Raw genomic sequence first — 14,726 nt, 5'->3', positions numbered from 1 at the left:
AAAGTTGCGTAATGACGTTGATAAGGGAAATAATATGCCTCTGTCAATTCGCTGCGTTGCGGCATCACGCGCGCCCGGCGGGTGGGCGGAAAACAGATAATTATTGTCCTCTCGCCTGCGCGCTGTAAGGGTTAAGCCATGACGCAGACTGTGCAATTGCCCCTTTGGCTGTTTATCCTCATCGTGGTTTTCGCAGCCGTCACGGCGCTGAGCCATTTTCTGCTGCCTTCGGTGCGTTGGTTCTTTCGCCGACGGCTGGAACGGGCAGTGGAGCGGCTGAACAAGCGGCTGACCCGGCCCATTGAGCCCTTCAAGCTGGCCCGGCGGCATGACATGATTCAGCGCCTCATCTATGATCCGGAGGTCAGCCAAGAGATCGTAAACTACGCCCGCAGCAATGGCGTGCCCGAGAACGTCGCCTTTCAAAAGGCCCGCGAATATGCGCGCGAGATCGTGCCGCGGTTTTCCGCCTTTGCCTATTTCAGCTTTGGCATCCGGCTGGCGCGGTTGTTGACCAACACGGTCTACCGGGTCGAGACGGCCGTGAGCAACGAGTCGACATTCACCGCGCTGCCGCGTGATGCCACGGTGGTTTTCATCATGAACCACCGGTCGAACATGGATTACATGCTGGTGACCTACCTCGCCGCGCGGTCTTCGGCGCTGAGCTATGCGGTGGGCGAATGGGCGCGGGTTTGGCCGCTGAGCACGTTGATCCGTTCCATGGGCGCTTACTTTATCCGGCGCCGTTCGCGCGGGGCGCTCTATCGCAAGGTCTTGGCGCGCTACGTGCAGATGGCCACGACGGGCGGGGTGACGCAGGCGTTCTATCCTGAGGGGGGCTGAGCCTCACCGGGGCTTTGCAGCCGCCAAAGGTGGGCTTGCTGTCTTATGTGGTGGAGGGGTTCGACCCCGAAGGGGAGCGTGACATCATCTTTGTGCCCGTGGCGATTAACTATGACCGGATTTTAGAAGATCGCGTGTTGATCGCCGCCGGAGAGCGCGGCGACCGGCGCTTTGGCGCGCGGATCACGGTGGTGGTGGGCTTTGTGCTGCGCAAGATTTGGCGGCGGATACGCGGGCGGGACACGCGCTTTGGCACGGCGGCGGTGACCTTTGGTGATCCGCTTTCTCTGCGCCGCACGGGGGCGGATGTGCCGGTCTCGGATCTATCGGAGATGCTGATGGACCGGATCGCGCAGGCCATGCCTGTGTTAACCGTACCGCTGATCGCGCGGGTGATGCTGCAGGCGAAAGGGCCGCTGAGCGAGGCGGAATTGCTGGCGAAAGTGGCCGCCACGCTTGAACAGATGCCGCTGCGCAACCGCGTGCCCAAGCCCGACGTACTGCCGGACCGCGTCGCCCGCGCCACGGACCGCCTTAAGAAACGTGGCGTCATTTCCGAAGACGCGCAGGGGCTGCAAATCGCGGCAGGGCAGGAGCCTGTTTTGGCCTTCTACGCGAATTCCATTGCGCATTTCCCCAGTGAGGATGCTGCACCTGCGGCAGAAATTGCTGCGTCTGCTGGGTCATAAAATTACAAAAGTGGACGTGTGGGGGTTGCAATGTTGCGCGTCGGATCATATCCCAAAGGGGAGCCGCCGCGATTCTGCAGTGCGGCACAGACCTTGTAGATACCGATCACCGGCAGGAGGCCCACATGGCACTGGATACGAAACACGCCGACTATGACGCCCCGCAAAAAGACCTGTATGAAGTGGGTGAAATGCCCCCGATGGGTCATGTCCCGAAACAGATGTATGCTTGGGCCATCCGCCGCGAGCGGCACGGCGACCCGGATAGCGCAATGCTGCAGGAAGTCGTCGATGTGCCCCAACTCGACAGTCAGGACGTGCTGGTCTTGGTCATGGCGGCGGGCATCAACTACAACGGTGTCTGGGCCGCGCGCGGCGTGCCGATCAGCCCCTTTGACGGCCATGGTGAGCCCTATCACATCGCAGGTTCCGACGCTTCTGGCATCGTCTGGGCGGTGGGCGACAAAGTGACCCGCTGGAAAGTCGGCGACGAGGTGGTGATCCACTGCAACCAAGACGATGGCGACGATGAGGAATGCAACGGCGGCGACCCGATGTATTCGTCCAGCCAGCGCATCTGGGGCTATGAGACGCCCGATGGGTCGTTCTCTCAGTTCACCCGCGTGCAGAGCCAGCAGCTTATGCCGCGCCCCAAGCACCTGACATGGGAAGAAAGCGCCTGTTACACGCTGACGCTGGCCACTGCCTATCGGATGCTGTTCGGCCACGAGCCGCATGACCTGAAGCCCGGCCAGAACGTGCTGGTCTGGGGTGCGTCGGGCGGCCTTGGCTCCTATGCGATCCAGCTCATCAACACCGCAGGCGCCAATGCGATCGGCGTGATCTCGGACGAGAGCAAGCGGCAGTTCGTGATGGATCTGGGTGCCAAGGGCGTGTTGAACCGCAAGGATTTCAACTGCTGGGGCCAGCTGCCCACGGTGAACACGCCGGAATATAACGAGTGGTTCAAAGAGGCCCGCAAGTTCGGCAAGGCGATCTGGGACATCACCGGCAAGGGCGTGAACGTCGATATGGTGTTCGAACACCCCGGCGAGGCGACTTTCCCAGTTTCGACCTTCGTGGTCAAAAAGGGCGGCATGGTGGTGATCTGTGCCGGGACGAGCGGCTTTAACCTGACCTTCGATGTGCGCTATATGTGGATGCACCAGAAGCGTTTGCAGGGCAGCCACTTTGCGCATCTGAAACAGGCGAGCGCGGCGAATAAGTTGATGATGGAACGCCGTCTTGATCCTTGCATGTCCGAAGTCTTTAGCTGGGCCGATTTGCCCGAGGCGCATATGAAGATGATGCGCAATGAGCATAAGCCGGGCAATATGTCGGTGCTGGTGCAGGCCCCCACGACCGGACTGCGCACACTCGAAGACACGGTGATGGCGCGCGACTGAGCGATACCGATAGTCTGAGACAAGATCCCCCCGTGGCCCCGGCCGCGGGGGTTTTTCGTTTGTCCGCAACCAGAACAAAGACTTACCGCAGCCAACCCCGCCATTTCTGGGGGGACGAAAAGCGCGGATGGTGCGAAATCGTGCACATGCTATGGTTGTATTAATCTGCCATTAACCAAAGCTGGGCGACCCTCATGCAAGATGATTGGATATTGGACGTATTGGCCGATCTCAGGGCTTTTGCCATGGCGAACCAACTGCCGCGCACGGCGGAACAGTTGGACGACGCGGCGCTTATCGCTCTGGCCGAGATGTCCTTGCAACGCGAAAGGGCCATAGGCCGGACGCATGAGGATAGAGCCGCATCTGGAACGCATTTGGGAAAGGCTGGCACAGGCTGACGGCCAACCCGATCTTGGCCAAGCCTGCGAAGACCTGCGCGATCACTACGGCATTTTGCATGTGGTCTATCACTGGGTCGACACGGCGGGCGTGCAATATGGTTGCGGCACCTATGGGCCGCTCTGGTCCGAACGCTATCAGGCGCACAACTATCTCCGCATCGATCCGGTTGTCGCTGGCTGCTATCGCCGGTTTGAGCCGGTGGACTGGAAAGACCTCGATTGGTCCTCCCGCGCGGCGCGGCAGTTCCACCGGGATGCCTTGGACCACGGGGTCGGCAATCAGGGTTTCTCAGTCCCGATCCGGGGGCCGCATGGGCAATTTGCGCTGTTTACCACGAACCATAGTTGCACGGATGGGGTCTGGGCCGCGTTCACCGCGCGGCACCGGCGCGATCTGATCTGGGCGGCGCATTGTTTCAACGAGAAGGCATTGGCATTGGCCCCGGACCGTGCGCCCTGCGCGGTACAGTCGCTGTCCCCCGTGAGGTCGATGCGATGACGCTGTTGGCGGTGGGCTATAGCCGCGCGCAGGTGGCCGACCGGTTGTCGATCTCGGAACACACGCTGCGGGCCTATGTGGAAAGCGCGCGGTTCAAACTGGGCGCATCGAACACGACCCATGCCGTCGCACGCGCGCTCAGCCGGGGGCTGATCGTCGTCTGAGGTGGATAATTCGCGTGAATCGCGGGCAGGCAGGGCGAAGCCATCTGGCCCCCGGCGCGGGGCTCAATTAGGGTCGCCCAATGACATCTACCGCGCTCACCTACTCCGAAGACCAAGCCGCCGCCCATGACAAGGTGGCCGAGATGCTGCGCTCTGCGGGCATTGATCTGGACGATTCCTTGCTGATGCCGCCTGCGGGCGGGCCGGATCAGGTGATGGCGGTGACGGGCAAGGCCGGATCGGGCAAAACACTGCTGCTGGCCGAGCTTTATCGGGCCTTGGAAGCGGCGGGCGTCGACATCGTCTCGGGCGATTACGAATCGCGCAAGAAACGCGAGAAACGCACGCTGGCGATCCTTGCGCCGACCAATAAAGCGGCCAGCGTTTTGCGTCTGCGCGGCGTGCCCGCGACGACGATCCACCGTATTCTTTACACGCCGGTTTACCACCCTGAATACGAGCGCATCGCGGAATGGCTGACCGGGAACGGCGAAAAGCCGGACATCGAAGGACTAAGCGAAGTCGCGCTCGACCGGGCAGCGGCGTTTTTCGCGAACAACAAATCCGTCCCCGGTGCGCTGGCGGCGGCAGGCTTGCGGGGCAGTGATTTCATCACCGGATGGAAGCGGCGCGAAGACCCGTTGGATATCGGTTTTGTCGACGAAAGCTCGATGCTGGATGACAAACAGTTCGAGGACCTGAAAGAGATTTTCCCGACGCTGCTTCTGTTCGGCGATCCGGCGCAGTTGGCCCCGGTGGGGCAATCCGGCACGATGGTGTTTGAAAAACTGCCCGAAAAGCGGGTGTTGAACCTCAACCGTATCCACCGACAGCAAGCTGACAATCCGATCCTTGATCTGGCCCATGCGCTGGCCGACCCGCAGCTGGAGTTTCATGACTTCGAGCGGATGATCGAAGACGCGGCACGCAAGGATGATCGCGTGGTTTGGGGCCAGCGGGTTGAGGTTGATCTGATGGCGCGCAGCCCTGTGCTGGTTTGGCGCAACGCCACGCGCATTCGGTTGATCAACGCCTTCCGCGCCGTGCATGGCGCGCCCGAAGATGCATTGTTGGCCGGCGAGCCGCTGATCTGCGACGGGATCGAATTGCCGTTGAAGCACCGCAAGAAACGCCTCGACCTAGAAGCGCGCGGCCTGATCAAGGGCGCGCAGGTGGTCTATCTGGGCGAGGGACGAAAGCCGGGGTTCAGCAGGTTGCACGTCATCGGTGCCGAAGACCCGCAGGTAAGTGCCGCGTCGATCGTGAAAATCGAAAAACCGGATGAGGAAGAGCCCTTTATTCCCTTCGCCGCGCGTATGGGGGCCACGTTTCTGCACGGCGCTGCTGTGACGATCCACAAGGCGCAGGGCAGCCAGTGGGAGAACGTGCAGGTCTTTGCGCCCGATCTTTATGCGGCCGCGCGGATGGGGCGCTCTGAGGCCGGGCAACCGCTGTGGAAACGCCTTGCCTATGTCGCCATCACCCGCGCGCAGGAGCGGTTGATCTGGGTGGTGCGTAATCGGCTTAGCAAGCCATCTGGGCCGCTGCGCGTCGATGATCTGCGCGCCGCTCCGGCTGCGGCTTTGACGCTGGAAGCGACAGAGGATGGCGCGGCTTAGCGGCGCAGCAATCCGAAGACGGCTGAGGCAACCCAGCCCGCCGAAACGGCGATAAACAGCGACAACAGCCCGTAAATAAACGCTTGTTCGTGGGCGAGGTTGAACAGCCACCGTTCCATCCCGACTTTGCGCACGTCGATCACCGTCTCATATTGCGCCACCACATCGCCGCCACGGGTCAGGAAAATCCGCGTGTCATAGGCGCCCTCGGTGAGCGAGGCAGGCAGCGCAACGGCGGCGCGAAAGAGGGTCTGTTCGTCAACCTTCACGCCGTCTTCGATGACTTGGTAGAGGTTGGCATCCTTGCGCACGCGGATCAGCGCATCGGTGAACTGGGTCGGGTCCGCGATCTCCATCGGCGCGCCGACAGAGCGGATGGCGCGGGGGATGGAAATGCGGTGGCGCAGGTCTTCGATGCGTTTGAGCACTTCGGACAGCGGACCAGAGGTGACCACGGCATAGAAACTCGGCGCGCGGTCGACCTCAACTGCGTCGGTGTTGACCCAGATGCCAAAGCGCCGTTCCTTGCGCCGCACCATGATCGGGGTCGAGGGGCCAGAGACGGTGACGACCACCTCAAGCGGCGCGCCCTCAGGGATTGGCGTTTCACGTTTGACAGCGCCGTAAACGAGGATTTCGGACCCGTCGAAATTGGTGGTGATGGAGACTTCGGCTTGGCTGAGGCCCAGCACGATCTCCTCTTCCGCCGCGGCGGTGAGCGCGGTGAACATCAGGCCAGCGAATGCGAGAACTGCGCGGATCATTCTGCCGCCACCGGGCTGAGGGAATAAAGCTCGGACGGTTCCAGCAGCAGATCGAGCGCCAGCTTGCCGCAGACCGCGAGGACCAGAACCGCCAGCAAGATGCGCAACTGTTCGGCCTGCATCCGCACGCCGATGCGCGTGCCAACCTGCGCGCCCAGCACGCCACCGACCAGCAAGAGCACCGCCAGCACGATGTCGACCGTCTGGTTGGTTGTGGCGTGCAGCATGGTGGTGAAACCGGTCACGAAAATGATCTGCAACAGCGAGGTGCCGATCACCACTTTGGTGGGCATGCCAAGCAGGTAGATCATCGCGGGCACCATAATGAAGCCGCCACCGACGCCCATGATGGCCGAGAGCATCCCAACCGCCGCGCCGACAAGCACCGGGGGGATCACCGAGATATAAAGCCCCGATACCCGAAAGCGCATTTTGATTGGCAGGCCGTGGACCCAGTAGTGTTTCTTGCGCTGCACGCGCCCGCCCTTGCGGGTGCGGCGGATCGCGCGGAGCGATTCAAAGAACATCAGCCCGCCGATGATGCCCAGAAAGATCACGTAGCAAAGGGTCACCAGCAGATCGACCTGACCCAGCGATTTCAGGTAGTTAAAGATGAACATGCCGATGCCCGAGCCGACAAGACCCCCGGCCAGCAGCACCCAGCCCATTCGGAAATCCACCGTGCGCCGTTTGAGATGCGCCAGCAGGGCCGAAAAAGACGACGCGACGATCTGGTTGGTCGAAGTCGCCACGGCCACGGCGGGGGATGCCCACAAAGAACAACAGCGGCGTGATCAGAAACCCGCCGCCGACGCCGAACATGCCCGACAGAATGCCCACAATGCCGCCCAATCCCAGAAGGAGAAAGGCGTTAACCGAAACTTCGGCGATGGGCAGGTAGATTTGCATGACGTTTCCTAGCCCCGAACGGCCGCGCTTTTCAACATAGCTTGCCGCGACAAGGCGACCACTGAGATAGGTTGCGCCGATCCGGCCCTCGGGTGCAAGGGCCGGAGGGGGATGTCAGCGTTCTTTCACATAGGGTTCGCCGCCCGCGCGGGGCGGGATCGCCTTGCCGACGAAGCCTGCGAGGATCACCACCGTCATCAGATAGGGTAGTGCGCCCAGAAGCTGGCCCTGCACCTTGATGCCGATGACCGACTGGATCACATCAGGCCGCGTCTCTAGCGCGCCGAAAAGGCCAAAGAGCAGCGTGGCCCAGAGCGCGTACCAAGGGCGCCACTTGGCAAAGATCAGCGCGGCCAGCGCGATAAAGCCACGGCCCGCCGACATGTCTTTGACGAAGCCCGCCTGCAGCGCGGTGCTGAGGTAGGCCCCAGCCACGCCACAGAGCAGCCCGGCAATGGCCACGGCGGCATAGCGCAGACCGACGACCGAGACGCCAGCGGTGTCCACGGCGGCAGGGTTTTCACCCACCGCCCGCAGGCGCAGGCCAAAGCGGGTGCGGAACAGGATCCACCATGTCAGCGGCACGGCGAGGAAGGCGGCATAGACAAGGATCGAATGGCCCGAGATCAGCTCTTCGTAGAAGGGGCCGATGAAGGGCACGTCGGCCACGGCCTCGGCAAAGGGCAGGGTGATCGGCTCGAACCGTGCGCCGCCAAAGAGCGAGGGTGTGCGGCCGCCTTGGGCGAACCAGTCTTGGGCAATCAGCACCGTCATGCCCGCGGCGAGAAAGTTGATCGCCACGCCAGAAATGAGCTGGTTCCCACGGAAGGTGATCGAGGCCAGCCCGTGGACAGCGCTGAGTGCCAGCGAAGAGGCGATGCCCGCCGCAAGGCCAAGCCAGACCGACCCGGTGAGCGATGCCACCGCGGCGGAAAAGAACGCCGCCGCCAGCATCTTGCCTTCGAGCCCGATGTCAAAGACGCCCGCGCGTTCGGAGAAGAGACCGGCAAGACAGGCCAAAAGCAGCGGCGTGGCCAGCCGAACGGTGCTGTCGAGCAATTGGATGAGCGTGATATAGTCCATAGGTCAGACCCGCTTTCTCAGGGGGTATAGGGGCTCATTCCGCGCTCTCCGACTGGGCGCTGCGGGGGCCGGGTTTGGGCTCGCTGTCAGCGGAATTGGCAGGGGGCCGGGGCGGCGGAACATAAGGAAAAGACGCTCCAGCGGCATCCGAACCATGTTGTCGAGCGCGCCAGTAAAGAGGATCACCAGCGCTTGGATCACGACGATCAATTCGCGCGGGATCGAGGTCCAGAGGGCCAGTTCGGCACCTCCTTGATAGAGGAAACCAAAGAGCAGCGCTGCAAAGAAGACGCCAACCGGGTGGCTGCGGCCCATCAGCGCCACGGCGATGCCGATAAAGCCTGCGCCCTCGGTGGCGTTCAGCACCAGACGTTCGCTTTCGCCCATGACGTTGTTGATCGCCATCAGCCCCGCCAGCGCGCCCGAGATGATCATCGTGACCATGGTGATGCGCACGGGCGAGATGCCCGCGTATTTGGCGGCAGGTTGCGAATGGCCATAGGCGCGGATTTCATAGCCCAGACGGGTGCGCCAGATCAGCAGCCAGACCACGATACAGGCCGCGGTGGCGACGAGCAGTGAGACGTTGGCGGGGGCGGACTTGGAAAAGGCAATGCCAAGCGGGGCCAGCAATTCATGCAACGTGGGCAGATGCACGGCCTCGGGAAAGCGCGCGCTGGCCGGGTCCATGCTGCCGGGCGGGCGCATGACGTTGACCAGAACGTAGTTCAGCAGGGCGGCGGCGATAAAGTTGAACATGATCGTGGTGATCACGACGTGGCTGCCGCGTTTGGCTTGCAACCAGCCGGGGATCGCGGCCCAGATCGCGCCCAAAAGCCCGGCCATCACACCGCAGCCGATCAGCGCCAGCGTCCAATGCGGCCAAGGGATATAGAGCGCGGCAATGGCGACGCCCAAACCGCCCAGCATTGCCTGACCTTCGCCCCCGATGTTGAACAGCCGCGCGTGAAAGGCCACGGCAACGGCAAGCCCGGTGAAGATGAAGTTGGTCGCGTAATAAAGCGTGTAGCCCCAGCCATAGGTTGAGCCGAGCGCGCCTTTGACCATCAGCGTCACGGCGGCAATCGGGTCTTCGCCGATGGCAAGGATCACCAGCGCCGAGAGCAGGGCGGCCAGCAACAAAGAGATCAGCGGCACGAGGATCACCTCGGCCCATTTTGGCATCACGTCCATTTCAGACCTCCTTGCTGGCGTCGCCGCCGGCGCGGGCGAGATTGGCTTCGACCTCGGCCACGCTGTGTTCGTTTTCGGTGTCGGTGATGCCAGCCATGAGCAGCCCCAGTTCTTTCTCGTCGGTCTGGTCGGCGGCGCGTTCGCCCATGATCTGCCCGTCGAACATCACTGCAATGCGGTCCGACAGGGCAAGGATTTCTTCGAGTTCGACCGAGACCAGCAAGATCGCCTTGCCTTGATCGCGCAGGGCGATGATCTGCTCGTGGATGAACTCAATCGCGCCAATGTCGACGCCGCGTGTGGGCTGGCCGATCAGCAACAGGTCGGGGTTGCGCTCGATCTCCCGGGCCAGAACGATCTTTTGCTGGTTCCCGCCCGAGAAGTTCTTGGCCGCCAGCGTCGGGTCGGGCGGGCGCACGTCAAAGCGTTCCATCTTGTCTTCGGCATCGGCACGGATGGCCGCGTGGTCCATCAGCAGCCCGCTGTTGAAGCGGTCGTCGTGGTGGTAGCCGAAGACATTGTTCTCCCACGCCTGAAAATCCATGATCAGACCCTCGCGCTGGCGGTCTTCGGGCACATGGGCCACGCCGCGGGCGCGGCGCGATTGGCCGTCGGATTTCTTGCCCGAAAGGTCCAGCGGCGTGCCGTTTAGCGTGACGCTGCCGGTGCCATCGGCATAGCCGCCCAGCACTTCGAGAAGTTCGGATTGGCCGTTGCCCGCAACTCCCGCAAGGCCCAGCACTTCGCCCGCGCGGATCTGCAGGTCGATGCCGCGCAGACGCTCGACGCCCTTGTCGTCAACCACGCGCAGACCTTTGACATCAAGGATCACATCGCCCGGTGTGGCAGGCTTTTTATTCACGCGGAGCAATACCTTACGCCCGACCATCAGCTCGGCCAGTTCCGGCGGCGAGGTCTCGGCGGTTTTCACGGTCGCGGTCATCTTGCCCCGGCGCATGACCGACACGGTGTCGGTGATCTCCATGATCTCGCGCAGCTTGTGGGTGATGAGGATGATGGTTTTGCCCTCAGATCGCAGGCGCCCGAGGATGCGGAATAGCTGGTCGGCCTCGGCAGGTGTCAACACGCCGGTCGGCTCGTCCAAGATCAGAATGTCGGCCTGCCGGTAGAGCGCCTTGAGGATCTCCAAGCGCTGCTGCATGCCGACGCCAATGTCCTGCACCAGCGCGTCGGGATCGACGTTGAGGCCGTAGTCCTCAGACAGGCTGATCAGTGTTTTGCGGGCTTTGGAGAGCGAGGGCTTCAGCAGGCGGCCATCTTCGGCGCCCAGAATGATATTTTCCAGCACGGTGAAGTTCTCGACCAGCTTGAAATGCTGGAACACCATGCCGATGCCCGCCGAGATGGCGGCTTGGCTGTCGGGAATCTCGGTCTTTTTGCCACTGATGAAAATCTCACCCGCGTCGGCTTTGTAAAAGCCATAGAGGATCGACATCAGCGTTGACTTGCCCGCGCCGTTTTCGCCGATAATCCCGTGGATCGTGCCGGGCATCACGCGGATCGAGATGTCTTTGTTGGCCTGCACAGGGCCGAAGGCTTTGGAGATGCCTTTGAGTTCGATCGCTGGCGCGGTGCCGGTAGCGGGGGCGGTATCGGTCATATCAAAAGGTCCTGCGGGCGTGGCGGCCCTTGATCTGGAATTGGCCCATCTCTGTCCGGGTCACGGTGTCATGTTCGGAAAGGGCCGCGCCGGTGGAACGGCGCGGCCCTTGTGGTCATTTTGGTTAATCTAAGTTCAGAAGTCCAGCGCCGGGCAGCTGTCATTCTCGTAGTAGGAAACCACTTTGATCTCGCCGTCGATGATCTTCTGGCGCGCTTCGTCTACGGCGGCCTTCATTTCTTCGGTCACGAGATCGGCGTTATGCTCGTCCATGGCGACGCCGACACCTTCTTCGGCAAGGCCGAGGGTCACAACTTCGCCAACTTCGAGGTCTTCGCCCGCCATCATCGCGTCATAGACCGCGACATCGACACGTTTCAGCATTGAGGTCAGGACTTTGCCCGGGTGCAGGTGGTTTTGGTTGCTGTCCACGCCGATCGACAGGATGCCTTCGTCGGCGGCGGTTTGCAGCACGCCCACGCCGGTGCCGCCTGCTGCGGCGTAAACCACGTCAGCGCCTTGGTTGATCTGGGCTTTGGTGATCTCAGACCCCTTCACCGGGTCGTTCCAAGCGGCGGGGGTGGTGCCCGTCATGTTGGCGATCACTTTGGCATCGGGGTTGGTCGCCATGACGCCTTGGGCATAGCCGCAGCCAAAGTGGCGGATCAGCGGCACGTCCATGCCACCGACAAAGCCGACGGTATTCGACTCAGATGCCATCGCGGCCATCACGCCGACAAGGTAGGACCCCTCATGCTCGGCAAAGCTGACCTGACGCACGTTGGGCAGGTCGAGCCAGTTCACGTCGACCACGGCGAATTTCGTGTCGGGATAATCAGGGGCCACTGTCGAGAGCGGATCGGCCATGGCGAAACCCATGGTGATGATCGGGTTGGCACCGGATTCGGCGAAGCGGCGCAGAGCCTGCTCACGCTGCGCTTCGGACTGCATTTCGATCTCGGCGAATTTGCCACCGGTTTCTTCGGCCCAGCGGGTCGCGCCGTTGAAGGCCGCTTCGTTGAAGCTTTTGTCGAACTTGCCGCCAAGATCAAAGATCAGCGCGGGTTCGGCCAGCGCGGCGCCCGATGTCAGGGCCAAGCCTGCGGCTGCGCCGAGGAATTTCGTCATGAGGGTCATTTATCGTCTCCCGGTTTGTGGTGCCGGGCGGTCGGGCAGGTGCTGCCGCCACGGCGTTTGTGGATCATATGATCAGGTGTAATTTAGGGCGCAGGCAGGGGGTAGGGTCAACCGCTTTTTGCGGGCAGGGCGGCGGGATCGCCACAGTGACCACGGGTCAACATGCGCCGCAGAATGCAGGCATCGACCGCCGCCACACCCCTGCGCGCATAATAGGCACGGCGGGTGGCAATTTGGGCAAAGCCTTCATTCGCATAGAGTGCGCGGGCGGGAAGATTGTCGGCGGCAACCTCAAGAAAGGCGCTGTCACAGTCGGCGGGCAGGGCCGCCAACCAGTCGCTCAGCAGGGCGCGGCCCAGCCCTTGGCGCTGCCGGGCAGGGTCGACGGCGAGGGTGAGCAGTTCAGATTCGCCCGCGATGGTGCGGGTCAGGGCAAAGCCACCGGGGCGGGTGAAAAGCTCCACGAAGGGGCTGTCCAGCAGGCTGGCAAACTCTGCCTCCTGCCACGGTCTGTCTTGGGTAAAGGCAGCGGCGTGGAGGGCCGCAAGCGCGGCTGGTGTCACGGCAGCAGCACCGGGGCCGCGTCGCGCGCCGGGGCGGCATCGGCGGGGCGCAGGTAAAGCGGCGCGGGGCGGGCTGGACTGTCGGCGAAACGGCGGGCCGTTATGCGGGCGATGGCTTCGGCCACCGGCATGGCGGGAGGCTCTCCGCCCGCGCCGATGAGGGGGCCGGTGAAGGCCGGAAGACCGGATGCGTCGTAAAGGGCGGGGGTGGAAATGCCTGCGTTGTCATAGCCTTGGAGGAAGACTTGATCGCGCCGTGCATCCACAGCGCAGGCGCAGGGGCCATCGTGACCCTCGCGCAATGCGTCAAAGGCATCGACCCCGACCGCCGGAATGCCAAGGCCAAGCGCCAACCCACGCGCGGCGGAAACGGCGATGCGGATGCCGGTGAAATTGCCCGGTCCGATGCCAACGCCAAGCGCATTGAGGTCGGCGTAGGCCACCCCTGCGTCACTCAGCAGTTCCTCGCAAAGCACCAACAGCCGTTCGGCTTGGCCCTTGGTCATCGGCTCGACACGCGCCGCCAATACCCGGTCGCCCGACAGCAGCGGCCGCGCAATGCGCGGCCGATGTGTCGAAGGCCAGAATGAGCGGCCCGCTTGCGCGATGGTCAGGCAACCGGACGAACCTCTGTCACCTCGGGGATGTAGTGGCGCAGCAGGTTTTCGATGCCCATTTTCAGCGTCAAAGTGGACGAGGGGCAGCCCGCGCAGGCGCCTTGCATGTGCAGATAGACAACGCCACGCTCAAACCCGTGAAAGGTGATGTCGCCGCCATCTTGGGCCACGGCAGGGCGCACGCGGCTGTCGAGCAACTCTTTGATCTGACCGACTATTTCACCGTCTTCGCCATCATGGGCGGCGTGGCCCGATGTGGGCTGGTGGTCAGAGGCCATGACCGGCTCACCGGATTGGAAATGTTCCATGATCGCGCCCAGCAGGGCGGGTTTCACATGGTCCCATTCCACCGCGTCTTGCTTTGTCACGGTGACGAAATCGGTGCCGAAGAACACGCCCGTCACACCCTCAACAGCAAAGAGCCGTTGGGCCAGCGGCGATGTCGCCCCGGCATCGGGGGTCGGGAAATCGGCGGTGCCCATCTCCAGCACGGTCTGACCCGGCAGGAACTTGAGCGTTGCGGGGTTCGGAGTGGATTCGGTCTGGATGAACATGGGGTGTACCTCGCTTTCGGCGTGGGTTCTGATATGCGCCTGCGCGGGCGGCAAGTCAAGGTTTAGAACCGTTCTAAATTGTGTGTGGCCCACACGGAGGGGCGGGATGCAGGGCTGGGTCAGGCGTGGGCGGCGGTCAAGTGATCGCTTCGAGCCGTTCCTTGCTGAGATCGCCGGGCACGATGGTGATTGGCACAGGCAGAGCCCCGGCAGAGCGCGACAATTGCGTAACAAGCGGGCCGGGGCCTTTCTTGCGGTCGCCGCTGGCGCCGAGCACCAGCACGCCGATGTCTGGGTCATCTGAAAGCTGTTGGATGATCTCATCCGTGGGCTCACCCTCGCGGATGATCAACTCAGGATCGACGCCCTGTTTGTCGCGCATCCATTTGGCGAAGACCTCGAAATGCACCTCAATCCGCTCGCGGGCCTCTTCGCGCATCAGGTCGCCGACGCCGATCCAATGGTTGAACTCTTCGGGCGGGATCACCGACAGGACGGCCACGCCGCCCCCGGTACGCGCTGCGCGCAGGGCGGCGAAACGCATGGCATTCAGACATTCGGTGCTATCGTCCAGCACCACTAGGAATTTCCGCATCAAACCCTCTCTCCGCACCTCCTCCCGGTGCGGTACGATCATGGCGCGGGCGGACGACGCTG

The 14,726-nt window shown here is 62.7% G+C and carries 11 protein-coding genes and 3 pseudogenes; 4 read left to right on the top strand and 10 right to left on the bottom strand.

Annotated elements, in window-relative coordinates; all coding sequences use genetic code 11:
* Positions 1-138 precede the first annotated feature (138 nt).
* The 4 genes and pseudogenes from ACFQAU_RS03180 (at position 139) to ACFQAU_RS03165 (ending at position 5,627) form a co-directional block, all read left to right on the top strand.
* Positions 139-1,535, top strand: a pseudogene (locus ACFQAU_RS03180) (1-acyl-sn-glycerol-3-phosphate acyltransferase).
* A gap of 125 nt (positions 1,536-1,660) precedes the next feature.
* The gene (gene ccrA, locus ACFQAU_RS03175) at positions 1,661-2,941 is read left to right on the top strand and encodes a crotonyl-CoA carboxylase/reductase (protein ID WP_067630432.1); all 1,281 of its coding nucleotides are present in this window, start codon (positions 1,661-1,663) and stop codon (positions 2,939-2,941) included.
* A 348-nt stretch (positions 2,942-3,289) separates the two neighbouring features.
* Positions 3,290-4,008: pseudogene (locus ACFQAU_RS03170) on the top strand (helix-turn-helix transcriptional regulator).
* Positions 4,009-4,088: 80 nt separating this feature from the next.
* Positions 4,089-5,627 (top strand): ATP-dependent DNA helicase, encoded by a 1,539-nt coding sequence (locus ACFQAU_RS03165; RefSeq protein WP_120350491.1) that lies wholly within the window; start codon positions 4,089-4,091, stop codon positions 5,625-5,627.
* Here ACFQAU_RS03165 and ACFQAU_RS03160 read toward each other — a convergent pair.
* From ACFQAU_RS03160 to ACFQAU_RS03115, 10 genes and pseudogenes are all read right to left on the bottom strand, one after another.
* Positions 5,624-6,391, bottom strand: coding sequence for a TIGR02186 family protein (locus ACFQAU_RS03160; protein WP_132446590.1), 768 nt, complete (start codon positions 6,389-6,391; stop codon positions 5,624-5,626). The two genes, ACFQAU_RS03165 and ACFQAU_RS03160, sit on opposite strands and share 4 nt — an antisense overlap.
* Positions 6,388-7,300: pseudogene (locus ACFQAU_RS03155) on the bottom strand (sulfite exporter TauE/SafE family protein). The gene ACFQAU_RS03160 and the pseudogene ACFQAU_RS03155 overlap by 4 nt, the downstream one beginning before the upstream one ends.
* A 114-nt stretch (positions 7,301-7,414) precedes the next feature.
* Positions 7,415-8,383, bottom strand: a complete 969-nt coding sequence (locus ACFQAU_RS03150; protein WP_120350493.1) for an ABC transporter permease — start codon at positions 8,381-8,383, stop codon at positions 7,415-7,417.
* Between the two features lie 3 nt (positions 8,384-8,386).
* Positions 8,387-9,577 carry an ABC transporter permease gene (locus ACFQAU_RS03145; protein WP_386280482.1) on the bottom strand — a complete coding sequence of 397 codons (1,191 nt, stop codon included), beginning with the start codon at positions 9,575-9,577 and terminating at the stop codon, positions 8,387-8,389.
* Position 9,578: 1 nt separating this feature from the next.
* Entirely contained in the window at positions 9,579-11,198 is a 1,620-nt protein-coding gene (locus ACFQAU_RS03140) for an ABC transporter ATP-binding protein (protein WP_132446592.1), read from the bottom strand.
* Between the two features lie 135 nt (positions 11,199-11,333).
* The gene (locus ACFQAU_RS03135) at positions 11,334-12,335 is read right to left on the bottom strand and encodes a BMP family lipoprotein (protein WP_120350495.1); all 1,002 of its coding nucleotides are present in this window, start codon (positions 12,333-12,335) and stop codon (positions 11,334-11,336) included.
* A 107-nt stretch (positions 12,336-12,442) separates the two neighbouring features.
* Positions 12,443-12,898, bottom strand: coding sequence for a GNAT family N-acetyltransferase (locus tag ACFQAU_RS03130; protein WP_132446857.1), 456 nt, complete (start codon positions 12,896-12,898; stop codon positions 12,443-12,445).
* Positions 12,895-13,425: a tRNA (adenosine(37)-N6)-threonylcarbamoyltransferase complex dimerization subunit type 1 TsaB gene (gene tsaB / locus ACFQAU_RS03125; protein WP_386280475.1), complete on the bottom strand. Its 531-nt coding sequence runs from the start codon at positions 13,423-13,425 to the stop codon at positions 12,895-12,897. The genes ACFQAU_RS03130 and tsaB overlap by 4 nt, the downstream gene beginning before the upstream one ends.
* Positions 13,426-13,508: 83 nt before the next feature.
* Positions 13,509-14,069, bottom strand: coding sequence for a NifU family protein (locus ACFQAU_RS03120; protein WP_093928438.1), 561 nt, complete (start codon positions 14,067-14,069; stop codon positions 13,509-13,511).
* A gap of 136 nt (positions 14,070-14,205) precedes the next feature.
* The gene (locus tag ACFQAU_RS03115) at positions 14,206-14,664 is read right to left on the bottom strand and encodes a universal stress protein (RefSeq protein WP_040700546.1); all 459 of its coding nucleotides are present in this window, start codon (positions 14,662-14,664) and stop codon (positions 14,206-14,208) included.
* Positions 14,665-14,726 lie beyond the last annotated feature (62 nt).

This window comes from Sulfitobacter profundi, assembly GCF_042661425.1.
GTDB classification, from domain to species: domain Bacteria; phylum Pseudomonadota; class Alphaproteobacteria; order Rhodobacterales; family Rhodobacteraceae; genus Sulfitobacter; species Sulfitobacter profundi.
The sequence above is the reverse complement of the archived record's forward strand: the minus strand, read 5'-3'. Positions and strand labels throughout refer to the sequence as shown.